The sequence below is a fragment of the Citrobacter amalonaticus genome (assembly GCF_018323885.1).
In the GTDB taxonomy this organism is placed as follows: Bacteria; Pseudomonadota; Gammaproteobacteria; order Enterobacterales; family Enterobacteriaceae; genus Citrobacter_A; species Citrobacter_A amalonaticus.
This window is the reverse complement of record NZ_AP024585.1, coordinates 4,478,166-4,503,916: the sequence shown is the minus strand read 5'-3', so window position 1 is coordinate 4,503,916 and position 25,751 is coordinate 4,478,166. Positions and strand designations below refer to the sequence as shown.

The window sequence follows — 25,751 nt, the reverse complement described above, 5'->3', positions numbered from 1 at the left end:
ATGCTGAAAATTCTTTGCGTATGTGGCTGCGGCCTCGGTTCAAGTTTTGCTATTGAAATGACGGCGAAAGCGGTTTTAAAGAAACTGGAAATTCCTGCGCATATCGAACATACCACGGTATCTGAAGCAGGGGCGTTTAAATCTGACATGATCCTGACGCAAAAAACCTTTGCTGACATCTTAACGGCGGATGCCAGTGAAGAAGAAATTAAACGGGTCGTGGTTCTGAATAAGCTCACGGACAAAGACGAAATTGAAGCCAAAATCGTCGCGTTTTTAAAAGAGCGGAATCTGAAGGTAGCTCATTATGAATAGCTTCGTTGAATTCATCGTTAAAGATTTGCTCGGTCAGGCGTCGATATTAATCGCCTTTATCGCGATGCTCGGACTGATCCTGCAAAAGAAATCACCGGGAAAAACCGCAGAGGGGACGTTTAAAACGCTGCTCGGTTTTTTAATCATGATGGCCGGGATCAATATTATTGTCGCCACACTGACCTTCCTGAACGATATTTTTACTCAGGGATTTGGTATGAAGGGCTACATTACCGATGTGGCTGCCATCGCTGGGTTAGCTAACCGTGAGTTGGGCTCAGAAGTGGCGTTAACCCTGATGGTGATTTTTGCCGTCAATATCATCATCGCGCGTCTGACACCGCTGAAATACATCTTCCTGACCGGACAAGCGTTGTTGTGGATGGCGACCATTGGCGCGGTCATTGGCTATAAATCGGGGCTCACCGGACTGCCGTTGATTCTGACCGGCGGGGTTTTTGGCGGCGTGATGGCGGTGCTGATGCCTGCGCTGGCGCAACCGGTGGTCAGGCGCATCACCGGCTCGGATGATGTGGCGCTGGGGCACTTTTGTACTATTGGCTATCTCGTGCAGGCGGCGGTGGCTAAAGTGGTGGGCAAAGGATCTCGCTCCACGGAAGACCTTGAATTACCCGATAATTTCAAGTTCTTACAGGATACCTATCTCGCCATGGCGGTAGTGATGGTGCCGATGTACCTCATTCCGGCGCTGGCGGCGGGTCCGGAATATATCGCCCAGTTCTCCGGCGGCGTGAACTATCTGATGTATGCCTTCATGCAGTCCATTCAGTTTGTGGCCGGTGTCTTCGTGCTCTACAGCGGCGTGCGCTTACTGCTCAACGAACTGGTTCCGGCATTTCGCGGTATCGCTATGCGTATCGTGCCGGATGCAAAGCCCGCGCTGGATTGCCCGGTTCTGTTCCCTTATGCCCCCAACGCGGTGATTGTTGGGTTCCTGGCGACCACTGTCGGTTCCATCATCGGTATGCTGGTGTTCCCGATGTTTGGTCTGGCGATGATCCTGCCGGGTCTGCTAACTAACTTTTTCGCCGGAGGGACCGCGGGCGTCTTTGGCAACGCGCTGGGCGGCCGTCGTGGCGCGATGATCGGCGGCGTAGTTCACGGGCTGTTCATCACCTTCCTGCCTGCGATTCTGGTGCCGATGCTGGAAACCTACGGTTTCACCGGCGTCACGTTCAGCGATTCTGACGTCATCAGTTCCGGCCTCGTTTTAGGCCACGCCTTCCAGAATAACTGGCTGTTTGTCGCGTTGTTCATTGTTTTTGTTGCCGCACTGGCATGGTTCGTAAACGGTAAATCCGCTAAGCCAAAAGGGGAAAATGTTCATGAGTCTGTATAATTTCAACGAGATCCTAAAAATCGGCCAGGAAAGAAATTTCAAAGCGATTGGATCCTTTAACCTGCACTGTATTGAAATGCTGCCTGCGTTTTTTAAAGCGGCGCAAAAAACGAATAGCCCGTTAATGATTCAGATTTCAACCGGGACGGCAGAATATCTGGGTTATCGCCTGCTGGTTGATGCGGTGCGTTCGCTGGCGGAGAGCGAGAATGTCCCGACCTGTCTGCATCTGGATCACTGCTCTGATATCAGCGCCATTGAGACGGCGATGAATGCCGGATTTTCCTCGGTCATGTATGACGGCTCGCACCTGGAACTGGAAGAGAATATCGGTAATACCCGCATCGTGGTGGAGATGGCCAGACCGCGCAATATTACGGTGGAAGGCGAGCTTGGGGCTATTGGTGGCTCAGAGGATGGTAAAGCAGTGGCGGCAGAGGATATCTGCTTTACGACGGTAGAAGATGCCAAACGCTTCGTTGAGGAAACGCGAGTCGACATGCTGGCGGTGTCGGTGGGGACGGTACACGGCTTGTATACCGGCAAGGCACAGATTCAACATCAGCGGCTGCAAGAGATCAGCGCCGCGACCGGTGTTCCACTGGTATTACACGGGGGAACGGGGGTGAGTGATGACGATATGCGCCTGGCCGTCACTGAAGGCATTAATAAAGTGAATGTCGGCACGGAAATGAACGTACAGTGGGTCGACCAGTGTAAAAATACCTTTGAGAAAGGCAAAGTGAATGACAGCGTACGTAAGTTTTTAATTCCGGCAAATAATGCCGTCACCCAGGTATTAATGGAAAAGATCGCGTTATTTAAATAACTCCGTTATTAATAAATGATGTTTTGTTGCCCTGTTGTCCATCAGGGCGGGGGATCGCTATGTTTGAATCTTTGAAATCGTTATGGAAAAAAGAAACACGCCCGCCGGAAGATTATGATGAACAGTCCCGTGTTCTGGCAGGAGAAATCGCCAGGCTGGAAGGTGAACTGCAGGGCAACCCGGGTAATGGTGAAATACAGAAAGCATTAATGCTGATCTATAACCGGGCGCTGTCGGTCTATGCCAAAAGCCAGACGCACCGGCAGGATATTGATTCGCTTTTTGTGCGTATAGATGAGTTGCGTAATGTTATTCGCCGGAATATTTAGCGTCGGGTTTATTAAGCGCTTAGGGAGTCGTCATGACGATAAAAGAATTACTGATCGAGGCCGATGCCATTCAGGTTGGCGTCGCGGAAAACGACTGGCAGAAGGTGATTCAACTGGCGGCCAGACCGTTGGTCGCAAAAGGGTATATTTCAGCGGAATACGGTCAGGCAGTTATCGACAACACCCTCAGTCATGGGGCGTATTATGTATTTGATGAAGGGGTTGCGATCCCCCATGCCCGTCCAGAATGTGGGGTGAAGCGCAACTGTTTTAGCATGGTGCTGTTGGATAAGCCCATTCAGTTTGCCGACAGTGAAGCCGCCGACATTGTCATTATGTTTGGTGCACAGGACAGTAATGCGCATATTGAAGAGGGCATCCGCGCCATTGTCGCCTTACTCGATAACGATGAACGCATGGCGAAGTTGCGGGCGGCACGTTCCCAGGAAGAGGTGGTCGCGTTGCTATGAAACGACACCTCTCGCCGGACTGTAAAACAGTGATTCTGATTAACGGGATCCCCGCTTCAGGTAAAAGTACCATTACTCATCAGCTCTCCAGGACCTTCAGTCTGCCATTGCTGACGATTGATGGGATCAAAGAGCCGTTTATGGCGCGCTTTACGGATATCGACCGACCTTTCAACCGGCAGTTGGGCTGTGCGGCCTATGAGGTGATCTGGTCTATTATCGGCCACGCTCCGGCGAACGTTGTCTGGCTGGTTGATGCCTGGTTTGGCTTTCAGCCTCGCGAGAGGTTGCAACAACTCTTGCAGCAGGCGGGCGTTGAGAAGGTGTTGGAAGTGTGGAATCAGATCACGCCTGAGCTGGCCGTGACGCGCTATGCCACCCGCTTACAGGATCGCAAACCGGGTCATCCCGGTGAGGAGTATCTACCCGAACTGGCGCAACTGGCAGAACGCGCCGAACCGATGCGGCTCGGGCCGGTGTTTACGGTAGATCAACAGCAAACGCTGGATATTGAATCCGTTATCGCCTGGATAGACGAACAGATAGACAAAACCTGAACGGTAGAGTGTCGTTACCCCTTCAAGGGCGCCCGCGGGCGCTTTTTTAGTGTATCCCTACCATTCGCAGCAGCGCGGTCACCACGGCGGCGGCGACGATCACCACAATCAATGGCATCTTACGCCAGGCGAGAAAGACCGCGAACGCCACGCCGAGAACGCGTGCCATGCCAGCAAAATGCACGCCTTCATAAAAGGTGGTGGCCAGGGCGACGGAAAACAGCAGTACCGTGGCGGCATCGGATAACAGTGCCTGAGCGCGTTCAGAGAGCGCCAGGCGACTGCCCAGTCTGGCGCCGCCGAGGCGCATTAAATAGGTGCCTGCCGATAAAATGGCGATACCGACGATAAACAGCGTCATGTTACCCATTACTTTTTCCTCGTCAGTAAGCCCAGCAGGGAGAGCAGAACTGGCAGCCCGACCGGCGCGAAAGGCACGGCGGCGAGCGACACGGCGGCTCCGCTCAGGCCCCGAATCAGAGTGGTACGGTTTTTAAACGCCGGGACGACGAGAGCCAGCAGGATAGCCGGGAACACGGCGTCCAGCCCGATGGTTTCCGGGGCTGGCAGCAATTGACCCACCACGGTGCCCAGCAGGGTCCCCAGCGGCCACAGAATGGCAACGCCGAGGCCACATAGCCAGTAGGCGGCTTTGCGCTGCTCTGGGGTTTTCTGCGACAGGCCGAACACGACGCTTTCATCGTTCATAATATGGCAGCCGAAAAAACTCGCCGCGCGGGTGCCGACCAGATCCCGTACCGTCACGCCAAACGGAACATGGCGGGCGTTAACCAGTAAACCGGCTGCGGCAGCGGCTAACGGATTACCGCCGCTGGCGACAATGCCGATAAACATAAATTCGGATGCCCCTGCCAGCACACAAATAGAGAGTACAAACGGCACCCACACCGGGAAGCCATAAGCCATCGCCAGTGAACCGTAGGACATCCCAACCACGCCTACCGCCAGGCAGACCAGAAAGATTGCTTTTATCGTGTCTGCCTTCAGACAGGAGAAGAAGTGCGCCATGATTTAGCCATATCGAACGAATTTCCATTATAATGAACGCAACATCAGTGTTTGACAAGATGAACGATTCGTTCGATATAAAAAACATGGAGTCGGGTATGACACAACCCATCAGCGTGATCGCCAAAAGTCTGGTTCGCGAGCGTCAGCGGACGGGTCTGTCGCTGGCAGAAATCGCCCGACGGGCGGGGATCGCCAAGTCGACGCTTTCCCAACTGGAGGCGGGGAACGGTAATCCTAGCCTGGAAACCCTCTGGTCGCTTTGTGTGGCGCTGGATATTCCCTTTGCGCGACTGCTGGAGCCGCAGGTGCAAAAAACGCAGGTGATCCGGTGCGGTGAGGGTACGAAAGTAGTGGCCGAACAGGCGCACTATCAGGCGATTTTACTGGCTGCCTGCCCGCCTGGCGCACGGCGTGATATCTATCTGTTGTTGACCCAGCCAGGAGCCGACCGCATTTCTCAGCCGCATCCACCGGGCTCGATCGAGCATATTATTGTCACGAAGGGAAAAGCGCTGGTCGGGCTGACAGAAGCGCCAGAAGTGTTAGGTGAGGGCGACTATATTTGTTATCCCGCCGATCAGGAGCATATCTTCCAGGCGCTGGAAGCGGATACCCAGGCGATTCTGGTGGCTGAGCAGAGTTTAGCGAACCTGGAATTTCACCGTTATGGTATGCAAAAGGCTCCCCCGAATGATTACTTCTAATTATTTTTTCTCTTAATGCATATTTAATTGTTTTTATGATATTTCGTTTATTTTAGCCCTTTTGTTATATTCCTCACGAACTGAAAGCTTTCTGCGTTTACACAAAGAAAGCTGCATGTTAGTAATTGCTGGCCTGCGGCGCGGTAACAGTTGATTATTATCGTCAATTGTAGCCGTTATTAAATATAAAAATAACACATACTATTTTGTTATTCATTTTGCGTATTTCTCAAAGAAATACGCTGTCCATTATTTATTTTCAAGGAGCGCAAATAAATGAGGAAATCGACGCTGGCTTTAGCAATAGGTCTGTTATTAATCGCTAATAATGGTTTTGCTAAAACGCAAAAAATGACACTGGAACAACGGCTCGAACAATTGGAAGCGCGACTGGAGGCCGCAGAATATCGGGCGGCAAAGGCGGAAAATCAGGTTCAGCAATTACAGACCCAACAGGCAACCGAAATCCGTGAAATTAAGGCGGCACAGGGCAACACGCCAGTTAACGGCCAAACCCCTCCTGAGGAGACGAAAAAGAATGCCGCGACACCGAATCTGCTGCTTTCCGGTTATGGCGATCTGAAAATCTATGGTGATGTTGAATTCAACATGGATGCGGAAAGTAATCATGGCTTGCTGGCAATGACCAATGCCAGTGTTGACCATGACCCGACTAACGAACAGTGGAATATTAATGGCCGGATTTTACTGGGCTTTGATGGTACACGTAAGCTGGGTGAGGGTTATTATGCCGGATTCTCCGCCCAACCGCTGGGGGATATGACCGGTACGGTGAATATCGATGATGCCGTCTTCTTCTTTGGTAAAGAGAATGACTGGAAAGTGAAGGTGGGGCGCTTCGAAGCCTACGATATGTTCCCGCTGAATCAGGATACCTTTGTTGAACATTCGGGGAATACCGCCAACAATCTGTATGACGACGGCAGCGGTTACATCTATATGATGAAAGAAGGCCGCGGTCGTTCTGATGCTGGCGGTAACTTCCTCGTCAGCAAGCAGGTGGATAACTGGTACTTCGAGTTAAACACTCTGCTGGAAGAAGGCACTTCACTCTATAACGATGACGAATTCCACGGTCGGAGAATGGATCAACAGAAAAACGTTGCCTATTTGCGTCCGGTTATTTCATGGTCGCAGGATGCGTTCTCGGTAGCTGCCGCGATGGAATCGAACGTCGTCAATAACGCCTATGGCTACACCAACGCAAACGGTAAATTTGTCGATCAGTCGGACCGTACCGGTTACGGTATGACGATGACATGGAATGGTTTAAAGAGCGATCCGGAGAATGGCATGGTGGTTAACCTGAATACCGCTTATCTTGATGCCAATAATGAAAACGATTTTACCGCCGGGCTGAACGCGCTGTGGAAACGTTTTGAATTAGGTTATATCTACGCGCATAACAAAATTGATGACTTTGAAGGGGTGGTGTGCGATGACGGCTGCTGGATTAATAATAAAGGCACCTATGACATTCATACCATTCACGCGTCGTATCAGTTTGCTAATGTGATGAATATGCAAAACTTCAATATTTACCTTGGCGCATATTACTCAATTCTGGATAGCGAAGGCGATAACGTGAACGGCGACGATTCTGATAATCGTTATGGTGGTCGCGTTCGCTTTAAATATTATTTCTAAACGAAAAAGGCCCGGTAGCGCCGATGGACTGCACCCCAAAAGTTGGACACTCAACTGAGTAAGGTGCAGTTTTTTATGGCAAAGCCAAAATATTCCCCTGAAACAAAACTGGCTGTGGTTAATCATTATTTGTCCGGAAAAGACGGAGAAGAGCGTACAGCCGACCGTTTTGGTGTTGAAAGAACTTCCGTCCGTCGCTGGGTCAGGGCGTGGCAACTCCACGGTATGGAAGGGCTGTCAGGGAAAAATAAACATCATTCAGCTGAATTTAAACTCGTCGTCGTCCGGGCGGTTATCCGTGACCACCTGACGATGCGTGAAGCAGCTGCCCGGTTTAATCTCTCTGCAGAAACGCTTGTCCGACACTGGGTCTGCGTGTACAACGATGCCGGAGCGGAAGGACTGCTAAACATTCAACGCGGGCGGCCTGGAAAAATGACAAAACAAAAAATCCCCCCATCCCCTACAGATAAAGAACTGGAAAAACTCTCCCCCGAAGAACTCCGGGCTGAACTCCGTTACCTGCGGGCAGAGAATGCCTATCTAAAAAAGTTGAAGGCCTTGGTTCAGAGCGAAAAAAACGGCAGCAAGCCCTGATAATCAGTGAACTGAGGCATAAGCACGCTCTGCGAGACCTCCTGCGCGCGGCAGGCATGTCCCGCAGTACATGGTATTACAATATGAATGCCCTGAAGCAGGTGGACAGGCATGCCGGGCTGAAAGATAAAATCCGTGAGATATACGCCTGGCACAAAGGCCGTTATGGCTACCGCAGGATCACGCTTTCGCTGAGAAAGCAGGGTCTGCTGGTGAACCATAAAACCGTGCAGCGGCTGATGACAGAGCTGTCGCTCCGGTCTCTGATAAGGGCGAAGAAATACCGCTCATGGAAGGGGGAAACAGGCAAGGCAGCCCCCAATATCCTGAGCAGGAACTTCAGTGCATCAAAAGCCAATGAAAAATGGGTTACGGATGTTACAGAGTTCTCGCTGCAGGGTAAAAAGCTGTACCTGTCGCCGGTACTCGATCTTTTTAACCGGGAAATAATCTCCTACAGCCTGTCGGAAAGGCCGGTGATGGAGATGGTTAATACCATGCTGCGGGATGCGTTCTTAAAGCTCGGACCAGACGACGCCCCCTTGCTGCACACAGATCAGGGCTGGCAATATCGGATGGCAGGCTATCAGGCAAAGTTAAAGGCGCAGGGCATGACGCAAAGTATGTCCCGAAAAGGAAACTGTCTGGATAATGCCGTGATGGAAAACTTCTTCGGGACGCTGAAATCGGAGTGTTTTTACCTGAGTCAGTTCAGCAATATCAGCGAACTGAGGAAGGCGATAGAGGATTATATCCGTTACTACAACAACGAGCGGATAAGCCTGAAACTAAAAGGCCTGAGTCCGGTAGAGTACCGGGCCCAGGCTCTGAAGGCCGCTTAATATAAACTGTCCAGATTTATGGGGTCAGTCCACGAGGTCTACCGGGCTCATCGATTACTCCAGATAAAACACGTTTTTCAGCTCTGCGCTCACCGGGCTGTTATCCGGATTTGCGGGCATGACGTCGCGCATATGCTTCCACCAGCGCTGACAAACGTCAGTGTTGGCAACGGCGTTCCAGCGTTCTTCGGACTCAATCTCTACGGTCGCAAACAGCAAATTACGCGGCGCATCGAGATAGATCGCGTAATGATGCGCCCCGTGCGCTTTCAGCACAGCTTCCAGCTCCGGCCAGATGGGATTATGCCGACGCTGGTACTCCTCATGTGCGTCGGCATTCACCTGCATCACGAACGCTTTGCGGATCATAATGCCTCCAGATACAGCTCGCGTACTTCGTCACGGCTGGCAGTCCGCGGGTTACACGGCGCACAAGGATCCGCCAGCGCTTTGTCCAGCCAGCCTTCGATATCCTCTTTAGTGACGCCAAGCTGGCTGAAACCAGCCGGAATACCGACACGTTTGCTTAATGCGCGGATGGCGTTGATCGCTTCCATACTTGCTGCTTCATCGCTCATACCACGGGTATCGACACCCATCGCCTGCGCGATGCGGGCAAAACGCGCCACTGCGTTCGGGCGGTTAAAGTTTTCGATAATCGGCAGCAGGATGGCGTTACAAACGCCGTGCGGCAGGTTATGCGTGGCGCCCGGCTGGTGCGCCAGGGCGTGAACCAGCCCCAGGCCGGCGCTGTTGAACGCCATCCCCGCCAGATACTGACCAAACGCCATTTGCTCGCGCGCTTCCAGGTTGTGGCCATCATCGACTGCTTTTGGCAGCCACAGGTTGATTAGGCGAATCGCTTCCAGCGCATTGGCGTCAGTCAGCGGGTGTGCACCAACAGAAACATATGCTTCCACCGCGTGGGTCAGCGCGTCCATACCGGTTGCTGCCGTCACGGAGGCCGGGATTTCCAGCATCACGCTGGCATCGTCCACGGCGATATCCGGGATAATGTTCGGATCGATGATAACCTCTTTCACCTGGCGTCCGGAGTCGATGATCACGGCGTTGCTGGTCATCTCGGCAGCGGTTCCGGCAGTGGTGTTAATGGCAACCAGCGGTACGCCTGGGTTTTTCACTTTCCCCACGCCGGAGTAAGCGGTGGAAGGCCCCGGGTTCGCGGTGAGGATTTTCACGGCTTTAGCGGTATCGATCGGGCTGCCGCCGCCAAAGGCGATGAGGTAATCACAGTTCGCGTCCTGATAAGCCGCGTAGCCTTTTTGCACCAGCGCTTCGGTCGGGTTCGGGAACACCTCATCGAACAGGTGGTACGACATTTTGTGCTCATCCAGCGCCGCAAACAGACTGTCGAGCAGGCCCAGCTTAACCAGTTGACCGTCGGTGACGATCAGCGCTTTTCCCCATTGCTTATTCGCTACGAGGTTCACCATATCGCCAATCGCGCCCGCGCCGTGCAGACTGATTTTCGGAAGTGCCAGCATAAAGCTCATGTTGTTTCTCCTTAAAGTGATGATATTTCCGGCGGCAAAACTCCATGTCGCCGGAGGGATTCAGATTCGTCGTCGTTGCATCATTCGGCGGGTAAGAATCGGCAGCGAGATCACCACGATCAGCATCGCGCCGATAATGATCGACATCACGATGCCCGGCACGTTGAGCAGGCTCAGGCCGAAGGTCACCAGCCCCATCAGGAACGCTGCGATGATGACGCCAGTCATGCTGCCGGAGCCGCCGAGAATATTGACGCCACCCAGCACCGCCATTGTTACCACGGCCAGCTCCCAGCCCATCGCGATGGTGGGACGCGTACTGCCGAGTCTGGAGGTGAGCAACACGGCGGCCAGTCCCGCCATGAGTCCGACCAGAGCGAATAAAATCAGGTTGTGACGTTTCACGTTAATGCCGGAGTACCACGCGCCCACCGGGTTATTACCGATGGCGTAGGTGCGGCGACCAAAGTTCGTTTTGTGCAGCAGGAAGGTGAACACGATCGCCAGTACGATAAACAGCGCAAACTCGAACGACAGCGCGCCCCAGACGTAGCCCTGACCAAACCACGTAAAGCTTTCCGGGTAAGCATTCAGCGCCTGATCGCCGAGTAAAATGTAGGTTATGCCTCGATACAAACTCATGGTGCCGATGGTGATCACGATGGATGAGAGATTAAACCGCGTCACCAGGATGCCGTTCAGCAGCCCGCACAAGAGTCCGGTTCCCAGCCCGACGCAGACCAGCAGGGGCGTATCCATTCCCGCTGCCGCGCAGAACCCCATGGCCGTCGAACTGAGCGCCAGAGTTGACGCCACCGAGAGATCAATTTCCCGGGCGATAATCAGCATCGCCATGGGCAGCACGATGATCGCTTTTTCGGTGAAGTTGAACGTTGCGTCGGAGAGATTCCAGATATTAAGGAAGTACGGCGAGGCCAGCGCGTTGACGATAAATACCGCCAGGGTGACGGCGAACAGAAAACCCTCCCAGCACAACAGGCGTTGCCAGACCGCGCGCGTATCGGGGGCGCGTTCGATCGCTTCAGACGTCATCACTTTATTCATGAGTTCACCGCCTGTTTTTGCCGTGCCAGCGCTGCGTTGCGCAGAATTAACCGGCCTTTGTGTTTATTGCTGCGTTCGTTGAGCAGAACGGCAATCACGATCACCGCGCCGGAAATAGCCATCTGCCAGAAGGGTGAGATGCCAATGACGGGCAATGCGTTATTGATCACGCCAAGGAACAATGCGCCACACAGGCAACCGAGAACGCGACCGATTCCTCCCATCGTACTGATACCCCCAATCACACAGGCTGCCACAACCTGTAACTCAAAACCGTTAGCTACATCGACATAGGCAACAGCGAATCGGGAAATCCACAGGTAGCCGCAGAAACCGGCGAGGGCACCCGACAGGCAGAAGCTGATGAACTGCATTTTCCCGGCATTGATCCCGGTGTAATACGCCGCAGTGGCATTCCCGCCTGCGGTGTACAGCGCTCGCCCTGTGCGGCTGTAGCGCAGGAAGTAGCTGACTACGATAACGGCGGCGATGGCGCACCAGCTCAGTACCGGCAGGCCAAGCAGAGCAAAACGAGGAAGGACGAGGAAGCTGTCGCTCATCTGATGCGAGTTAATCCAGCCGCCGTTCGACAGCAAAAAGATAATGCCGCGATAAATGCTCATGGTACCGAGCGTGACCACTATCGCCGGGATACCTAATTTCCAGACCAGCAGACCGTTGATCATTCCCATCACCAGACCGCAGGCGGTTGCCAGTAATATCAACGCCCAGACGGGGATCTCAGGATGCTGGAAGTTGAGCAGGGCGACGATCATCCCGGTGAGCGCCAGATTGGCGGCCATCGACAGATCGATACCTTTGGTCAGTAGTACCATCATTTGCCCGAACGCGAGGATGATCAGAATCGAGGTGTCATTGAAGATTTCGGCCAGATTGCCAGGAGAGACAAACGACGGGACGCGACTGCCGATGGCGGCGATCATCAGGAGAATAACCGCTGCCAGCAGGGCTTCGCGGTGTTTGAGCAGGCGCTGAATCATTATGCTGCCTCCTTATTGATGCCGCTGGCGGCGCTGACAATGGCCTCCGCTGTGGCTTCACCGGCGCGGTATTGCGCGACCATCAGCCCTTCGTGCATGACGATAATTCTGTCTGCCATGCCCATCACTTCCGGGAGTTCAGAGGAGACCATAATCACCGCCAGCCCTTGCGCCACCAGTTCGGACATAAACTGGTGCACCGCCGCTTTTGAGCCGATATCGATGCCTTTGGTCGGTTCGTCGAGAATAATCACTTCAGGATGGGTGGCGAGCCATTTACCGATCACCACCTTTTGCTGATTGCCGCCGGAAAGCGTTTCGACCGCCTGACGCCAGCTAAACGCTTTGACCTGCAGGCGTTTAGCATAGCTGTCCGCCAGTTGCCACTCTCGCGCCGCATTGAGCACGCCACGCGGATTCAGCTTACTCAACTGCGGCAGGCTGATGTTCTCGGCGATACTCATTTCAATGATTGCCCCCTGTTTTTGTCGTTCTTCCGGCACGCAGACAATACCAGCGCGAATCGCATCGGCAGGCTGATGAAAATGAATGGGCCGTCCGTTGAGACGGATTTCACCGTGAGAAGGCCGGGATACGCCGGACAGCGCCTGCATCAATTCGGTCCGTCCTGCCCCCACCAGCCCGTAGAAACCGAGGATCTCCCCTTTTCTCAGAGTGAAATCAATGTGGGCAAATTCAGTGGGATGGCAGAGATCTTTCACCTCCAGTACCGTCTCGCCTTTCTCGCAGGCCACTTTCGGGAAAGTCTGGGTAATCGCGCGTCCTACCATCATGGCGACCATCCGCTCTTCGCTAATCTCATGGATGTCGCCGGAACTGACGAATACGCCGTCGCGTAGAATGGTGTAGTGATCCGCCAGCTCAAAGATTTCATCGAACTTATGGGAGATAAACAGAATCGCTTTGCCTTCCTGCTTCAGGCGCTCAACGATTTGATAGAACTCCAGAATTTCGTGTTGCGACAGTGCGGCGGTCGGTTCATCGAGAATCACTACCTGGGCCTCAAAGGAAAGCGCACGGGCAATGGCCACCATATGGCGCTGGGCGATGCTCAGGGTTTTCAGCGTGGCGCGCGGATCGATCTGCACCTCAAGGCGGGTGAGGATCGCTTGCGCCCGACGGTGCATTTCTGGCCAGTCGAGCTTTTTGAAAAAGCCTTTATACAGGTATTGGCCGACAAAAATATTCTCAGTCACCGACAGCTCATCGAACAGCACCGTTTCCTGATGAATCGCGGTGATGCCGACTTTATGCGCCGCTTCCGGCGTCGGGAGCTGAACAGGAATAGCCTTGTAGAGGATTTCCCCCTCATCAGGCTGATAGATGCCGGTCATGACTTTGACCAGCGTGGATTTCCCCGCGCCGTTTTCGCCCACCAGTGCGGTCACTTTGCCTGGCCAGAGATCGAGCTGCACGTTCTCAAGGGCGCGCACGCCGGGGAATATCTTGCTGATCCCATGAAGTTGCAATAAAGGGGTGGACATGTCAGTTCTCCTCTTCATGTAGTGTTGCCGGATGGCGCTAACGCTTATCCGGCCTACAAAACGTATCGGTACCCGCAGGCCGGATAAGCACAACGTCATCCGGCGGCGTGATCCAGGGATCAGAAGATTTTTGAGAACTTATCAATGTTGCTGGCATCGTAGACGAATGGCTTAGCCATCGCCCCATTGCCGTCGGCATCCAGTTGCACTTTACCCAGTTTCCCCATATTGGCTTCGGTTTTGCTGGCGGTGCCTTTAACCAGATCGTCCGCCAGGTACGTCGCCGCATAGCCCAGATCGATAGGGTTCCAGATCGCAAAACTTTTCGACGCGCCTGACTTCACCGCGCCTGCCATTTCGGATGGCAAGCCGAGACCCGTCACATACACTTTGCCAATTTTGCCCTGATCCTTCACTGCCTGCGCCGCGGCGACAATGCCGACGGAAGACGGGGAGACGATCACTTTCAGATCCGGGTAAGATTTGAGCAGCCCTACTGCTTCGCGGTAGCTCTTGTCTGAGAGATCGTCGCCATAAGCCACGGTCACCAGGTTGATAGACGGATACTGCGGAAGCACCTTTTTCATCTCCGCAATCCAGATATTCTGGTTGGTCGACGTTGGCGTGGCGCTCAGGATCGCCACATCGCCTTTCTCCACGTTCAACGCCTTCAGCGCATCGGCGGCGAGTTTGACGTTGGTTTCGCCGATCAGGGCATTATTTGACGGGTTAAGGTGGATCTGCCGCCCCGCAGGCGCGACGCCGGAATCCCATGACACGACTTTGATACCACGCTGCATCGCTTTCTTCAGGACGGGTACAACGGCATCGGGATCGTTGGCAGAGATGGCGATCGCATCAACGCCCTGGGCGATCAGCCCATTCAATACTTCGATCTGCGCTTCAGCGGTAGTCGTGGTGGGACCGGTGTAGATCACTTTGACATCTCCGATCTCTTTGGCGGCTTCCTGAGCGCCGACGTTTGCCGCTTCGAAAAATCCATTACCTAACGATTTCGCCACCAGGGCGATTTTTACTTCAGCTAAAGCGGAACCGGACAACGCCAGAGCGGCAACGGTGAGGATCAAGCTTGTCTTTATATTCATTGCTTTTACTCCACATCATGTTGATTCCCATGGGGAATGGTTTGGATTTGCAGGTGACAGAGTTCGCCCCGTCTCAGTGAGCGGGGCGCGATGTTGTTATCAATACAGTTCTAATGCACTGGCGAGCGGGGTGACGCCAAAGCGTTTACCCAGCGCGATCAGTTCTTCGCGGCTGATGGTTTGCTTCATACCGCCCATCGACAGCACTTTGACTAACACTTCGGCGGACTTCTCGGCGGTATCGATCAGTCCAAACGTTTCATCCAGCGTCGGGCCGCTGCCGAATACGCCGTGGAACGGCCACAACACCAGCGAATGTTTCTGCATTTCCTGCGCGGTGGCCTGGCCGATTTCATCGGTGCCCGGCACCATCCATGGCAGAATGCCCACGCCATCCGGGAAGACCACCAGACACTCGGTACTGCCTTCCCACAGTTTGCGGGTAAAAAGCGCGGTGCTGTTTTCCAGCACGTAGGTCAGGGCGATCAGGTTGGTGGCGTGGCAGTGCATGATCACGCGATCTTTACCTTGCGTGGTCTGGATACGTTCGCAGTGCGACAGGAAGTGTGCCGGCAACTCAGAGGTGGGCACCGCCTCGTTCGTCAGCCCCCATAGAATGTGGTAGCCCGCTCCGTCGCTGTCCACTTTCACGATGCCCAAATTGGCGGCGGGATCGAGTTGTACGTTGCGGAAGAATTTACCAGAGCCGGTCACGATAAACGGCGTGTTCGCCAACAGCGGCATTGGCTGGCTCAGGGCAATGTAGCGTGGTGCAGGATGGAAATCGGCGCTGAAAGGGGCAATATCCGCGTCATCGAGACGCAGCGTCAGGTTGCCGCCATTGCGCTCGTCCCAGCCTTTCAGCCAGGCGTCGGAGGTGGCTTTAATCATCCCCTGGACAAACCAGGCGTCGAGAATATTTTGCATAAAAGGTCTACCTGTTTTAGTCAATGCCCGATGGCAATGCGCCTATCGGGCCTGCGATGTTGAATGTGTCAGTAGGCCGGATAAGCGCAGCGCCATCCGGCAATAATGTGTTAACCGCGTTTGCTCAAAATCTCTTTCTCATAGGCGCGAACGCTCTCGAGCCACTGGCTGCCAGCGGGCGTGTCATGACGCTGGCAATACATTTCCCATACCGCCTGCCACGGCAGCGATTTTTGCTCTTCCAGCAATGCCAGGCGTGCGGTGTAATCGCCACTGGCTTCCAGTTGGCGCAGATGTTCGGTGGGTTCCAGCAGGGCGCGCAGCAGCGCTTTTTTCATATTGCGGGTACCGATGACCCATGCCGCGATGCGGTTGATGGAGGCGTCGAAGAAGTCGAGACCGATGTGGACGCGGTCGAACAGGTTGTGGCGTACGATCTCGCTGGCAATCGCCTGGGTTTCATCATCCAGCAGTACCACGTGGTCGCTGTCCCAACGCACCGGGCGGCTCACGTGCAGCAGCAGACGCGGCACATACAGCATGGCGGCGGAGATTTTGTCGGAGATCACTTCTGTCGGATGGAAGTGGCCCGCATCAAGGCACAGCGCGGTCTGGCGGCTGGTGGCATATCCCATGTAGAACTCGTTGGAGCCGACGGTGTAGCTTTCTGCGCCGATGCCAAAGAGTTTGCTTTCAACGGCGTCGATATGGTGCGCCGGGTTCAGTTTTTCACTGATGACTTCGTCCAGCGCGTCCATCAGACGCTGACGAGGGGCCAGGCGGTCTACGGTGACATCTTTCATGCCGTCCGGGATCCAGATATTCATCACCGACGGCGTGCCCAGTTGCTCGCCAAAGTAGGCGGATACGCGGCGGCTGGCCTTGCAGTGGTCGATCCAGAATTGGCGGATTGTGTCGTCGGCATGCGCCAGCGTGAAGCCGTCAGCGCTCAGCGGATGCGAGAAGCAGGACGGGTTGAAATCCAGACCAAGTTGATGCGCTTTTGCCCACTCTACCCAGTTTTTAAAGTGTTCCGGTTTGATTTTGTCACGGGCGACCGGGGTATCGGATTCCAGATAGATGGCATGCAGGTTCAGGCGTTTAGGCCCAGGGATCAGGCTGAGCGCCTGCTCCAGATCGGCGCGTAGCTCATGGGCATTACGCGCTTTACCCGGGTAGTTACCGGTGGCCTGAATACCGCCGGTGAGCGATCCTTCCGGGTTTTCGAAACCGGCTACATCATCGCCCTGCCAGCAGTGCATTGAGACCGGCAGACGATCGAGCTGGCGCAGCGCCTCCTCGACATCAATACCTACTGCGGCGAAGCGTTGTTTCGCCAGTTCCCAGGCTTGTTCCAGTTGAGTGGTCATGCGCAAAGCTCCTTTGTCTGTCGTTTTGAATGAAATTGCGTCATATAGCGGGCAATCTCACTGTCAGGATTGGGGGTAAACGTCGTCAGGTTGTAATTAGCGGTGACCACCTGGCGGAAGTCATCGACGTTGTTGAGTTCATCCAGCGTCATCAACTGGATACCGATGTTGCCGAGCGTAGAGGCTTCAACAGGCCCAGCCATGACGCGAATACCGCAGGCATCGGCGCACAGTTGGTTCAGCAGGGCGTTCTGGCAGCCACCGCCGACAATGTGCAACTGGCTGAAGGTCTCGCCGCGCAGCGTCGCCAGTTCTTGCAACACATCGACGTACAGCAGCGCCAGACTGTCGAAAATACAGCGCGCCAGTTCTGCATCGCTATCAGGCACCGGCAGTCCGGACTCGCGACAGGCGGCCTGAATTTCAGCGCTCATGTTGGCGGGGTTGATAAAGCGATCGTCATTCGGGTTGATCAGAAAACGGCAGGCGGGCAATGCGTGCGTGGCGGCAATCAGTGCGGACAGGTCGTCCACCTTGCGCTCTTTCAGCACGCGCTGCAGCAGCCACAGACCCATGATATTTTTCAGTACCCGATAACGCCCCTCCGCGCCGCCTTCATTGGTGATGTTCGCCGCCAGCGCGGCGTCGTTGGTGTAAGGCGTTCGGCTTTCAAAGCCCATTAACGACCAGGTGCCGGAGGAGAGATACGCACTGTGTTTATCAGCCAGCGGCGAGGCGATCACCGCGCTGGCGGTGTCGTGACTGGCGACGGCCACCACGGGGATCTGATTCTTCTGCGGGCAAATCCAGTAACCAATCACGTTGCCCGGATGCGTCGGGTGACCGAACCAGCCGTTGTCTGCCCCCGTCCATGCCAGCAGCGTCTCATCCCAGTCATCGCTGTTGATGTTTACCAGTTGCGTGGTGGTAGCGTTGGTGTATTCCCAGTTCAACTCCCCGGTCAGACGGAAGCTGAAGTAGTCGGGGATCAGCAAGGCATGTGCGACCTGCGAAACCCACTCCGGCTGCTGTTCAACCAGTGCACGCAGCTGGTAGAGCGTGTTGAACGGCAGAAACTGGATCCCGCTGCGTTGATAAATAGTGGTTTTACCGAGCTGTTCCTGTGCGCGTTGCATTACGCCTGTGGTGCGGCTGTCACGATAAGAAACCGGTAGCCCGACGCGTTGGCCTTGTTTATCGATCAGGACATAGTCCACGCCCCAGGTATCAATACCGATACTGTCAATGCGGATGCCTTCATCGCAGACTTTTTCCAGCCCCAGGCGAATGGCGTCTTCGAGACTGTCGAGATCCCAGGTGTCGAAACCGTCCTGCTTTTGCAGGCAGTTCGCGAAGCGATGGATTTCACGCAGCGTCAGGGTGCGATGTTCACTGTCATAGCGCGCCAGCATTACGCGTCCGCTGGAGGCGCCAAGATCGACAGCGACACAATGGCGAAAAGTCATAGTGAGGTCCTTCTGAGTTTCATTAAGCCCAGTCTAAAAAACCTCGTTATGGCTCACCTTCTTGTTACTGACAGGCAAAATTGGCCGTTGGCAAGAAAGCAAAGGTGAACGTGATAACGTTCACAGTTTCCGGTAATAGGCGCGATTTCACCTGATGTGACGCCGTCCGCATTTCCGGATCTTTCCCGTCTTTTCTTGAAAAATTGACCTTGTTTGCACGGTTTTATGTCAAAAATTTAAGGTGAGGTGGCTAACCCTTAATTACTATTTCTGACATGTTCATTTGACCTGGATGCCATCATGACCGTACTGCACTGCGTGGATTTTTTTCCATCAGGTAAAGCGCCTGTGGCCATTGAGCCCCGCTTACCTCAGTCCGCTTTTCCAGAGCATCATCATGATTTTCATGAGATTGTGATTGTGGAACATGGCACCGGTATTCATGTATTCAATGGACAGCCCTATACCATCAGCGGCGGTACGGTTTGCTTTGTCCGCGACCATGACCGGCACTTGTATGAGCATACGGACAATCTTTGCCTGACCAATGTGCTCTACCGTTCGCCCGATGCGTTCCGCTTTCTGGCAGGGTTAGATCAGTTACTGCCGCAGGAACAGGATGGCGTGTATCCCTCTCACTGGCGGGTGAATCAGAGCGCGCTACAACAGGTGCGCCAACTGGTGGCAAAAATGGAACAGGACGGCGATGAGAGCGATCTCCCCGGCGTCGCCAATCGTGAAATTCTGTTTATGCAACTGCTGGTGCTGTTGCGCAAAAGTAGCCTGATGGAAGGGGCGGACAATAACGATGCGCGCCTGAACCAGTTGATGGCCTGGCTGGAAGATCATTTTGCGGAGGAGGTCTGCTGGGAGGCGTTGGCCGATCGCTTCTCGCTTTCCCTGCGCACGCTGCACCGCCAGTTGAAACAACAGACCGGGCTGACGCCGCAGCGCTATCTTAACCGTCTGCGCTTAATCAAAGCCCGCCATCTGTTGCGTCATAGCGATGAAAGCGTCACAGAAATCGCCTATCGCTGTGGTTTTGGCGACAGTAACCACTTTTCGACCCTGTTTCGCCGTGAATTTGACTGGTCGCCGCGCGACATTCGCCAGGGACGGGATGCGTTACTTCAGTAACGCGAATGCTATCAACGTTTTTCGCCGCCAGAATGTTAATAATCATCGATCTGTGATGCCGGAAATCTTATCCGGCCTGGGTGTTGACGTAATTTGCGGGTCGGATAAGGCGAAGCCATCATCCGGCAAGGAATATTCAGGTGGCGAATCAACTGATTCTTCTAAAAGATGACTTCTTTGCGAATGCCGGACAGGCCGTCGCTGTCGCCGATCGCTATCCGCAGGATGTGTTTGCCGAACATACGCATGATTTTTGTGAGCTGGTGATCGTCTGGCGCGGCAATGGTCTGCATGTGCTCAATGACCGTCCCTATCGCATCACCCGTGGCGATCTGTTTTATATTCGCGCCGAAGACAAGCACTCTTACACCTCCGTTAACGATCTTGTGTTACAGAACATCATCTATTGCCCGGAGCGGCTAAAGCTGAATCTGGGCTGGGAGAGCGCGATCCCGGGTTTTAACGGCACACCGCGACAGCCGCACTGGCGACTGGGCAGTGTGGGTATGACGCAGGCGCGCCAGGTGATAAGCCAGCTTGAGCATGAAAGTAACCAGCACGATCCGATCGCCAACGACATGGCGGAGCTGCTCTTTGGCCAACTGGTGATGACGTTGAAGCGTCATCGCTATGCGACCGACACGCTGCCAGCGACCTCCAGCGAAACGCTGCTGGATAAACTGATTACCGCGCTGGCCGCCAGTCTGGAGCGTCCGTTTGCGCTGGATGTCTTCTGCGATCGGGAAGCGTGCAGTGAACGCGTGCTGCGCCAGCAGTTTCGTAGCCAGACCGGAATGACGATTAACCAGTATCAGCGCCAGGTTCGCGTCTGTCATGCGCAATATTTACTTCAGCACAGCCGTCTGATGATCGGTGAGATTTCGATGAAGTGTGGCTTTGAAGACAGTAATTACTTTTCTGTGGTGTTTACGCGGGAAACCGGGATGACGCCCAGTCAGTGGCGTCATCTCAGTAATTCAACGGATTAGCTTGCCATACCCAGACCGACAATGTTGGCGGCGATGATGATCACCACACATCCCAGACTCAGGACGCTGACAGGACGACGCCCGGCGTTGTTCCACTCTTTCAGTACCAGACCGACAATACCGCCGCACAGCACGTAGAAACTCATGTGCAGCATCCAACTGATGTAGTCATATTGCGCCGGAATGCGCGCGTGGCCCCAGGCGTAGAAAAAGAACTGCAAATACCACATCAGGCCACCCAGTGCGGACAGCAGCACGTTGGTGATGATAAGCGATTTTGCCAGCGAGAAGTCGGCTTTTACCGACAGGCTCTTCACTTTTGCCAGACGAATAAAACAGAAACCCAGATTGACCAACGCGCCGCCGCCCATGATCACTACATAGCTTGGCAGTGCGACATACAGCGGGTCTACACCCAGTGCCGCGGCGGCTTCATGCATCGGCTTCGCCGCGTTCATCGCAAACGACATGCCTGCGGAGAAAATGCCGCACATTACCGCCAGCAACAGCCCTTTTTTCAGGTTGAATTCTTCGGCTTTGATGCCCATTTTACGCTCTTTGAGCTGACCCGCGCGGGTGACGATCCCGACGCCAATCAGCGCAACCAGCACCCCGAGCAGCGTCATACGCCCGCCTTCGGTGTTAATCAACACATCAAAATTGCCGTTGATGATAGGGGTCATCAGCGTACCGACAATCAGCGTAATGCCGATGGCAATGCCAATCCCCATCGACATGCCAAGGTAGCGCATGGTCAGACCGTAGTTGATATTGCCGATGCCCCACATGGCGCCGAACAGAAACACCGGCAGTAGAGTGGAAAGGCTGAATGAACTGTAGTAGGCCCAGAAGTCAGGCAGCAGCATGGCGCTGATGGTCCACGGGAGGATCAGCCACGAGACAATCCCACCGACCGACCACATGGTTTCCCATGACCACTGTTTCACTTGTTTGAACGGGGCATAGAAACAGGCTGCACTGGCCGCACCTATCAAATGCCAAAAAATACCCATCGTAATCGCGTTACTCATCACATCATCCTCATTGTTTTTATCGTCGTTTCTAGCCTTCCGACGTCATGAGTTTAAAAATTGCGCAGATGTATAACCTTTTGCCGATTGCCGTGATTTTCCCTTTCTGGCAAAGACCCGGTTAAGTGGGTGATACGGCTCACATAATCAGCAATAGACGTTAATGTAATAACCTTAGTAAAAGTACGGCATTGATAATCATTTTCAATATCATTTAATTAACTATAATGAACCAACTGCTTACGCGGCGTTAACACCCGGCCGCTCGACAATAATGGAGATGATTATGAGTTATACACTGCCATCCCTGCCGTACGCTTATGATGCGCTGGAACCGCACTTCGATAAGCAGACGATGGAAATCCACCATACCAAACACCACCAGACCTATGTAAACAACGCCAACGCGGCGCTGGAAAGTCTGCCTGAATTCGCTAACCTGTCTGCTGAAGAGCTGATCGCTAAACTGGATCAGGTACCGGCCGACAAGAAAACCGTTCTGCGTAATAATGCGGGCGGTCACGCTAACCACAGCCTGTTCTGGAAAGGCCTGAAAAAGGGCACTACCCTGCAGGGCGATCTGAAAGCGGCTATCGAACGTGATTTCGGCTCTGTTGATAACTTCAAAGCAGAATTCGAAAAAGCTGCCGCCACCCGTTTCGGTTCCGGCTGGGCCTGGCTGGTGCTGAAAGGCGACAAGCTGGCGGTCGTTTCAACCGCAAACCAGGATTCCCCGCTGATGGGTGAAGCGATTTCTGGTGCGTCTGGCTTCCCGATTGTGGGCCTGGACGTGTGGGAACACGCTTACTACCTGAAATTCCAGAACCGTCGTCCGGACTACATCAAAGAGTTCTGGAACGTGGTGAACTGGGACGAAGCGGCTGCGCGTTTCGCTGCAAAAAAATAAGTCTTATTTAACAAGACATCGCGTTTATATGACCCCGTCGGCGTGGCCGGTGGGGTTTTTTTGTGATCAAAATCGAATGAAAAACAGTGATCCACAAAAATTGAAACATTGTTTTATTGTGTGGTTGGGATCACTTTTATTATTGTGCTGAATGTCTATCGTTGACACATCTTTACATCGGAAGGTGATGGAAATGCAGATTAAACGCACGATAGAAAAAATCCCTGGTGGCATGATGCTCGTCCCTCTGTTCCTGGGCGCGTTGTGTCACACGTTCTCTCCTGACGCGGGGAAATATTTTGGCTCATTCACCAACGGGATGATCACTGGCACGGTGCCTATTCTGGCCGTGTGGTTCTTCTGCATGGGGGCCTCCATCAAGCTAAGCGCGACGGGTACCGTCCTGCGTAAGTCCGGGACGCTGGTGGTGACTAAAATTGCCGTGGCGTGGGTAGTGGCGGCGATTGCCTCGCGGATTATTCCTGAACATGGCGTGGAGGCAGGATTCTTTGCCGGGCTGTCGACACTGGCGCTGGTTGCGGCAATGGACATGACCAACGGCGGGCTGTACGCGTCCATTATGCAACAGTACGGCACCAAAGAAGAGGCCGGGGCATTTGTTCTGATGTCGCTAGAGTCCGGACCGCTGATGACGATGATCATCCTCGGTACGGCCGGGATTGCGTCGTTTGAACCGCATGTGTTTGTCGGCGCAGTGCTGCCTTTCCTGGTGGGCTTTACGCTGGGTAACCTTGACCCGGAACTGCGTGAATTCTTCAGTAAAGCCGTCCAGACGCTGATCCCTTTCTTCGCCTTTGCGCTGGGTAACACCATCGATCTGAGCGTGATAGCACAGACCGGTCTGTTGGGTATTCTGTTGGGTGTGGCGGTGATTATCGTCACCGGTATTCCGCTGATTATTGCCGATAAACTGATTGGCGGCGGCGACGGTACAGCAGGGATTGCGGCGTCCAGCTCAGCAGGAGCTGCAGTGGCGACACCGGTACTGATCGCAGAAATGGTGCCCGCGTTTAAACCGATGGCACCGGCTGCAACTTCGCTGGTCGCCACCTCGGTGATTGTGACATCAATCCTGGTGCCGATTATCACCTCCATCTGGTCGAAGAAGGTCAAAGCAAAAGTGGCGGCAGTCGACATCCAGAATGCAGTGAAATAATACAATAATGCCGGATGGCGCTACGCTTATCCGGCTTGTTTTTGCGTCATAAAAAGGCCTGGTGAATCTCACCGGGCCTTGTCTATTAACGACCAAACACCTCATCAATCGTCCGGCAATCGTGTTCGTTCAACTCGCCGCCCGCATTGCGTGAAACCCCTGTGCAATAGCCAAACTTGCGCGATACCACCGTCTTGATGGTGGTGACGAAATCTTCGCCGATGGCATAAATCGACATGTATACGCCAATTTTCTGCTGAATGTCGCGAAGGGCCGCCAGGTCACCGGCCTTGAACGCCTCACGCGCGCTGACAAACAGCTCCGGCATCACATTGTTCAGCCCAGAGATAATCCCCGCGCCGCCAGCCAGCAGATTGGGAATGAAGTACTCGTCATAGCCTGAAAGGACGGCAAAGTCGTTACGCACGGCCTGCGTTGCCTCGATCATTCGGCGGGTATGCGACTGACAGTCAACAGTATCTTTGATCCCGGCAAAGTTCGGGAACTCGCTGGCAAGCTGGGCAACCAGATCCGGCGTTAAGTCGCTGCCGGTGCGCGGCGGGAAGTTGTAGGCAAACCATTTCCCGCTGAGCTTTTGCCCCAACTGGCGGAAGTAGCTCAGCAGTTGCTTCGGCGTTTGACCGTAGTAATAGGGTGGCAGAACCATCACTGCATCGTAGCCTGTGCGATACGCTTCCTTCGCCATCCGCAAGACATCGTGGATGCAGGTGGAGGAGACGTTAGCCACCATCTTCAATGGGCTCATGGCGCGCGCCTCGCGAATCAACAGCAGGCGTTCGTCAAGGGTGAAGGAAGCGAACTCTCCGATACTGCCCATCAGCAAAATCACGTCGATTTTTGCGTCAGTGAGGCGTTGAAGGTGTTGGCTCAGACCGTTGAGATCGATATTACCATCCTGATCCATTGGCGTAATGGAGGGGCACCAGACGCCAGCAAACTGCGTTTGACCTGTCACGTTGTTGACTCCTTATTATGAAATGCCGTTTCAAAATCACTTCCATTGATAGCATGGATATTTGCGCGTCGTGTGAACCTTGCTCTCATTTTGCGCGGTTGAGGTAAAATAATTGTGGTTAAATAAGGCAAATTGATCAGGGAGAGGGCCAGATGCGATATCCAGTAGACGTGTTCAGCGGCAAGATTCAGGACTACGCGGGAAGCCGCCCCAGTGCAATTGGCAAAATTCAGGTCGATGGCGAACTGATGCTGACGGAACTGGGTCTGGAAGGTGATGAACAGGCAGAAACGAAAATCCACGGCGGGCCCGATCGTGCGCTGTGCCATTATCCGCGCGAACATTATCTGTACTGGGCGCGAGAGTTCCCCGATCAGGCGGATCAATTCGTGGCCCCGGCGTTTGGTGAGAACCTCTCTACCGATGGCCTGACGGAACACAATGTCTATATTGGCGATATTTTCCGTTGGGGCGAAGCGCTGATTCAGGTCACACAGCCGCGCTCACCGTGCTTTAAGCTTAATTTCCACTTTGGTATTAGCGATATGGCGAGCCTGATGCAGAACTGCGGCAAAACGGGCTGGCTGTGTAGTGTGATTGCGCCAGGCATGGTGTCAGCCGATGCGCCACTGGAGCTGGTTTCCCGCGTTAGCGACGTCAGCGTACAGGAGGCGATCGCCATAGCCTGGCATATGCCTTTTGATGATGAACAGTACCATCGTTTACTGTCAGCGGCGGGGCTGTCGAAGAGCTGGACGCGAACGATGCAAAAGCGTCGTTTAAGCGGCAAAATCGAAGATCAATCACGGCGTTTGTGGGGCAAATAAGCGCTGCTATCCGGCAACGGAAAAAATGCCTGATGGCGCTACGCTTATCC

At 54.0% G+C, this 25,751-nt stretch carries 26 protein-coding genes and 1 pseudogene; 14 read left to right on the top strand and 13 right to left on the bottom strand.

What is annotated here, in order from left to right; all coding sequences use genetic code 11:
* From KI228_RS21275 to KI228_RS21250, 6 genes are read left to right on the top strand one after another with little or no spacing between them, the layout of a single operon-like run.
* Positions 1–315 (top strand): PTS sugar transporter subunit IIB, encoded by a 315-nt coding sequence (locus KI228_RS21275; RefSeq protein WP_042325486.1) that lies wholly within the window; start codon positions 1–3, stop codon positions 313–315.
* Complete coding sequence (locus KI228_RS21270; protein ID WP_042998879.1) at positions 308–1,675, top strand: PTS sugar transporter subunit IIC; 1,368 nt, start codon at positions 308–310, stop codon at positions 1,673–1,675. The genes KI228_RS21275 and KI228_RS21270 overlap by 8 nt, the downstream gene beginning before the upstream one ends.
* Complete coding sequence (locus tag KI228_RS21265; protein WP_042998880.1) at positions 1,662–2,504, top strand: class II fructose-bisphosphate aldolase; 843 nt, start codon at positions 1,662–1,664, stop codon at positions 2,502–2,504. The genes KI228_RS21270 and KI228_RS21265 overlap by 14 nt, the downstream gene beginning before the upstream one ends.
* Before the next feature lie 59 nt (positions 2,505–2,563).
* On the top strand, positions 2,564–2,833 hold the full coding sequence (locus KI228_RS21260) for a hypothetical protein (RefSeq protein ID WP_042998881.1): 270 nt from the start codon (positions 2,564–2,566) through the stop codon (positions 2,831–2,833).
* A 32-nt stretch (positions 2,834–2,865) separates the two neighbouring features.
* On the top strand, positions 2,866–3,303 hold the full coding sequence (locus KI228_RS21255) for a PTS sugar transporter subunit IIA (RefSeq protein WP_044257193.1): 438 nt from the start codon (positions 2,866–2,868) through the stop codon (positions 3,301–3,303).
* Positions 3,300–3,860, top strand: coding sequence for a P-loop nucleotide/nucleoside kinase family protein (locus KI228_RS21250; RefSeq protein WP_061069455.1), 561 nt, complete (start codon positions 3,300–3,302; stop codon positions 3,858–3,860). The genes KI228_RS21255 and KI228_RS21250 overlap by 4 nt, the downstream gene beginning before the upstream one ends.
* 46 nt (positions 3,861–3,906) lie before the next feature.
* Here KI228_RS21250 and KI228_RS21245 read toward each other — a convergent pair whose 3' ends face one another.
* Positions 3,907–4,230 carry an AzlD domain-containing protein gene (locus KI228_RS21245; protein ID WP_061069456.1) on the bottom strand — a complete coding sequence of 108 codons (324 nt, stop codon included), beginning with the start codon at positions 4,228–4,230 and terminating at the stop codon, positions 3,907–3,909.
* Positions 4,230–4,889: an AzlC family ABC transporter permease gene (locus KI228_RS21240; protein WP_042998885.1), complete on the bottom strand. Its 660-nt coding sequence runs from the start codon at positions 4,887–4,889 to the stop codon at positions 4,230–4,232. The genes KI228_RS21245 and KI228_RS21240 overlap by 1 nt, the downstream gene beginning before the upstream one ends.
* A 98-nt stretch (positions 4,890–4,987) precedes the next feature.
* Between KI228_RS21240 and KI228_RS21235 the strand changes: the two are divergent.
* The 3 genes and pseudogenes from KI228_RS21235 to KI228_RS21225 all read left to right on the top strand — a co-directional run.
* A pseudogene (locus KI228_RS21235) lies at positions 4,988–5,533 on the top strand (helix-turn-helix domain-containing protein); the annotation flags it as partial.
* A 339-nt stretch (positions 5,534–5,872) separates the two neighbouring features.
* Positions 5,873–7,264, top strand: a complete 1,392-nt coding sequence (locus tag KI228_RS21230) for a carbohydrate porin (RefSeq protein WP_054177408.1) — start codon at positions 5,873–5,875, stop codon at positions 7,262–7,264.
* A gap of 75 nt (positions 7,265–7,339) precedes the next feature.
* Positions 7,340–8,703 (top strand): IS3 family transposase gene (locus KI228_RS21225; protein WP_099433379.1). Its coding sequence is split into 2 segments (ribosomal slippage): positions 7,340–7,808 and positions 7,808–8,703, totalling 1,365 coding nucleotides; the frame shifts between segments, so codons are not numbered across the junction.
* Between the two features lie 54 nt (positions 8,704–8,757).
* On the opposite strand, the gene rhaM is transcribed toward KI228_RS21225, so the two are convergent.
* From rhaM to rhaB, 9 genes are all read right to left on the bottom strand, one after another.
* Positions 8,758–9,072, bottom strand: a complete 315-nt coding sequence (rhaM, locus tag KI228_RS21220) for an L-rhamnose mutarotase (RefSeq protein ID WP_042998889.1) — start codon at positions 9,070–9,072, stop codon at positions 8,758–8,760.
* Positions 9,069–10,217 (bottom strand): lactaldehyde reductase, encoded by a 1,149-nt coding sequence (fucO, locus tag KI228_RS21215; protein WP_042998890.1) that lies wholly within the window; start codon positions 10,215–10,217, stop codon positions 9,069–9,071. The genes rhaM and fucO overlap by 4 nt, the downstream gene beginning before the upstream one ends.
* A gap of 60 nt (positions 10,218–10,277) precedes the next feature.
* Entirely contained in the window at positions 10,278–11,282 is a 1,005-nt protein-coding gene (locus tag KI228_RS21210; protein ID WP_042998891.1) for an ABC transporter permease, read from the bottom strand.
* The gene (locus KI228_RS21205; RefSeq protein WP_061069457.1) at positions 11,279–12,283 is read right to left on the bottom strand and encodes an ABC transporter permease; all 1,005 of its coding nucleotides are present in this window, start codon (positions 12,281–12,283) and stop codon (positions 11,279–11,281) included. Before KI228_RS21205 ends, KI228_RS21210 begins: the two co-directional genes overlap by 4 nt.
* Positions 12,283–13,788, bottom strand: a complete 1,506-nt coding sequence (locus KI228_RS21200) for a sugar ABC transporter ATP-binding protein (RefSeq protein ID WP_061069458.1) — start codon at positions 13,786–13,788, stop codon at positions 12,283–12,285. Before KI228_RS21200 ends, KI228_RS21205 begins: the two co-directional genes overlap by 1 nt.
* A gap of 119 nt (positions 13,789–13,907) precedes the next feature.
* Positions 13,908–14,894, bottom strand: a complete 987-nt coding sequence (rhaS, locus tag KI228_RS21195) for a rhamnose ABC transporter substrate-binding protein (RefSeq protein ID WP_042998894.1) — start codon at positions 14,892–14,894, stop codon at positions 13,908–13,910.
* A gap of 99 nt (positions 14,895–14,993) precedes the next feature.
* Positions 14,994–15,821 carry a rhamnulose-1-phosphate aldolase gene (rhaD, locus tag KI228_RS21190; RefSeq protein WP_042998895.1) on the bottom strand — a complete coding sequence of 276 codons (828 nt, stop codon included), beginning with the start codon at positions 15,819–15,821 and terminating at the stop codon, positions 14,994–14,996.
* A gap of 110 nt (positions 15,822–15,931) precedes the next feature.
* Positions 15,932–17,191: an L-rhamnose isomerase gene (gene rhaA, locus KI228_RS21185; RefSeq protein WP_042998896.1), complete on the bottom strand. Its 1,260-nt coding sequence runs from the start codon at positions 17,189–17,191 to the stop codon at positions 15,932–15,934.
* The gene (gene rhaB, locus KI228_RS21180; protein ID WP_212807527.1) at positions 17,188–18,657 is read right to left on the bottom strand and encodes a rhamnulokinase; all 1,470 of its coding nucleotides are present in this window, start codon (positions 18,655–18,657) and stop codon (positions 17,188–17,190) included. Before rhaB ends, rhaA begins: the two co-directional genes overlap by 4 nt.
* Positions 18,658–18,957: 300 nt before the next feature.
* On the opposite strand from rhaB, the gene rhaS (KI228_RS21175) reads away from it, so the two are divergent.
* A complete protein-coding gene (rhaS, locus tag KI228_RS21175) occupies positions 18,958–19,794 on the top strand; it encodes an HTH-type transcriptional activator RhaS (protein WP_042998898.1) in 837 nt (278 codons plus the stop codon).
* 140 nt (positions 19,795–19,934) lie between these two features.
* Positions 19,935–20,783 (top strand): HTH-type transcriptional activator RhaR, encoded by an 849-nt coding sequence (rhaR, locus tag KI228_RS21170; RefSeq protein ID WP_042998899.1) that lies wholly within the window; start codon positions 19,935–19,937, stop codon positions 20,781–20,783.
* Here rhaR and rhaT read toward each other — a convergent pair.
* Positions 20,780–21,814 carry an L-rhamnose/proton symporter RhaT gene (gene rhaT / locus KI228_RS21165; protein ID WP_061069461.1) on the bottom strand — a complete coding sequence of 345 codons (1,035 nt, stop codon included), beginning with the start codon at positions 21,812–21,814 and terminating at the stop codon, positions 20,780–20,782. The genes rhaR and rhaT overlap by 4 nt on opposite strands.
* Before the next feature lie 286 nt (positions 21,815–22,100).
* Here rhaT and sodA point away from each other — a divergent pair, with 286 nt between their 5' ends.
* Positions 22,101–22,721 carry a superoxide dismutase [Mn] gene (gene sodA, locus KI228_RS21160; protein ID WP_044257452.1) on the top strand — a complete coding sequence of 207 codons (621 nt, stop codon included), beginning with the start codon at positions 22,101–22,103 and terminating at the stop codon, positions 22,719–22,721.
* Positions 22,722–22,914: 193 nt separating this feature from the next.
* On the top strand, positions 22,915–23,898 hold the full coding sequence (gene kdgT / locus KI228_RS21155) for a 2-keto-3-deoxygluconate transporter (RefSeq protein ID WP_042998902.1): 984 nt from the start codon (positions 22,915–22,917) through the stop codon (positions 23,896–23,898).
* Between the two features lie 85 nt (positions 23,899–23,983).
* On the opposite strand, the gene KI228_RS21150 is transcribed toward kdgT, so the two are convergent.
* A complete protein-coding gene (locus tag KI228_RS21150; RefSeq protein WP_061069462.1) occupies positions 23,984–24,874 on the bottom strand; it encodes a dihydrodipicolinate synthase family protein in 891 nt (296 codons plus the stop codon).
* Positions 24,875–25,026: 152 nt separating this feature from the next.
* On the opposite strand from KI228_RS21150, the gene yiiM reads away from it, so the two are divergent.
* Positions 25,027–25,701 carry a 6-hydroxyaminopurine reductase gene (gene yiiM, locus KI228_RS21145; RefSeq protein ID WP_042998904.1) on the top strand — a complete coding sequence of 225 codons (675 nt, stop codon included), beginning with the start codon at positions 25,027–25,029 and terminating at the stop codon, positions 25,699–25,701.
* The last annotated feature ends 50 nt before the right edge of the window (positions 25,702–25,751 follow it).

Excerpts from the sequence above, each read along its gene's own strand:
- fucO (WP_042998890.1), bottom strand. The coding sequence starts at position 10,217 with ATGAGCTTTATGCTGGCACTTCCGAAAATCAGTCTGCACGGCGCGGGC.
- KI228_RS21210 (WP_042998891.1), bottom strand. The coding sequence starts at position 11,282 with ATGAATAAAGTGATGACGTCTGAAGCGATCGAACGCGCCCCCGATACG.
- KI228_RS21265 (WP_042998880.1), top strand. The coding sequence starts at position 1,662 with ATGAGTCTGTATAATTTCAACGAGATCCTAAAAATCGGCCAGGAAAGA.
- KI228_RS21200 (WP_061069458.1), bottom strand. The coding sequence starts at position 13,788 with ATGTCCACCCCTTTATTGCAACTTCATGGGATCAGCAAGATATTCCCC.
- rhaT (WP_061069461.1), bottom strand. The coding sequence starts at position 21,814 with ATGAGTAACGCGATTACGATGGGTATTTTTTGGCATTTGATAGGTGCG.
- KI228_RS21275 (WP_042325486.1), top strand. The coding sequence starts at position 1 with ATGCTGAAAATTCTTTGCGTATGTGGCTGCGGCCTCGGTTCAAGTTTT.
- rhaB (WP_212807527.1), bottom strand. The coding sequence starts at position 18,657 with ATGACTTTTCGCCATTGTGTCGCTGTCGATCTTGGCGCCTCCAGCGGA.
- KI228_RS21245 (WP_061069456.1), bottom strand. The coding sequence starts at position 4,230 with ATGGGTAACATGACGCTGTTTATCGTCGGTATCGCCATTTTATCGGCA.
- KI228_RS21240 (WP_042998885.1), bottom strand. The coding sequence starts at position 4,889 with ATGGCGCACTTCTTCTCCTGTCTGAAGGCAGACACGATAAAAGCAATC.
- yiiM (WP_042998904.1), top strand. The coding sequence starts at position 25,027 with ATGCGATATCCAGTAGACGTGTTCAGCGGCAAGATTCAGGACTACGCG.
- kdgT (WP_042998902.1), top strand. The coding sequence starts at position 22,915 with ATGCAGATTAAACGCACGATAGAAAAAATCCCTGGTGGCATGATGCTC.
- rhaD (WP_042998895.1), bottom strand. The coding sequence starts at position 15,821 with ATGCAAAATATTCTCGACGCCTGGTTTGTCCAGGGGATGATTAAAGCC.
- rhaM (WP_042998889.1), bottom strand. The coding sequence starts at position 9,072 with ATGATCCGCAAAGCGTTCGTGATGCAGGTGAATGCCGACGCACATGAG.
- KI228_RS21260 (WP_042998881.1), top strand. The coding sequence starts at position 2,564 with ATGTTTGAATCTTTGAAATCGTTATGGAAAAAAGAAACACGCCCGCCG.
- KI228_RS21255 (WP_044257193.1), top strand. The coding sequence starts at position 2,866 with ATGACGATAAAAGAATTACTGATCGAGGCCGATGCCATTCAGGTTGGC.
- sodA (WP_044257452.1), top strand. The coding sequence starts at position 22,101 with ATGAGTTATACACTGCCATCCCTGCCGTACGCTTATGATGCGCTGGAA.
- KI228_RS21270 (WP_042998879.1), top strand. The coding sequence starts at position 308 with ATGAATAGCTTCGTTGAATTCATCGTTAAAGATTTGCTCGGTCAGGCG.
- KI228_RS21230 (WP_054177408.1), top strand. The coding sequence starts at position 5,873 with ATGAGGAAATCGACGCTGGCTTTAGCAATAGGTCTGTTATTAATCGCT.
- rhaS (WP_042998898.1), top strand. The coding sequence starts at position 18,958 with ATGACCGTACTGCACTGCGTGGATTTTTTTCCATCAGGTAAAGCGCCT.
- KI228_RS21205 (WP_061069457.1), bottom strand. The coding sequence starts at position 12,283 with ATGATTCAGCGCCTGCTCAAACACCGCGAAGCCCTGCTGGCAGCGGTT.
- rhaS (WP_042998894.1), bottom strand. The coding sequence starts at position 14,894 with ATGAATATAAAGACAAGCTTGATCCTCACCGTTGCCGCTCTGGCGTTG.
- KI228_RS21250 (WP_061069455.1), top strand. The coding sequence starts at position 3,300 with ATGAAACGACACCTCTCGCCGGACTGTAAAACAGTGATTCTGATTAAC.
- rhaA (WP_042998896.1), bottom strand. The coding sequence starts at position 17,191 with ATGACCACTCAACTGGAACAAGCCTGGGAACTGGCGAAACAACGCTTC.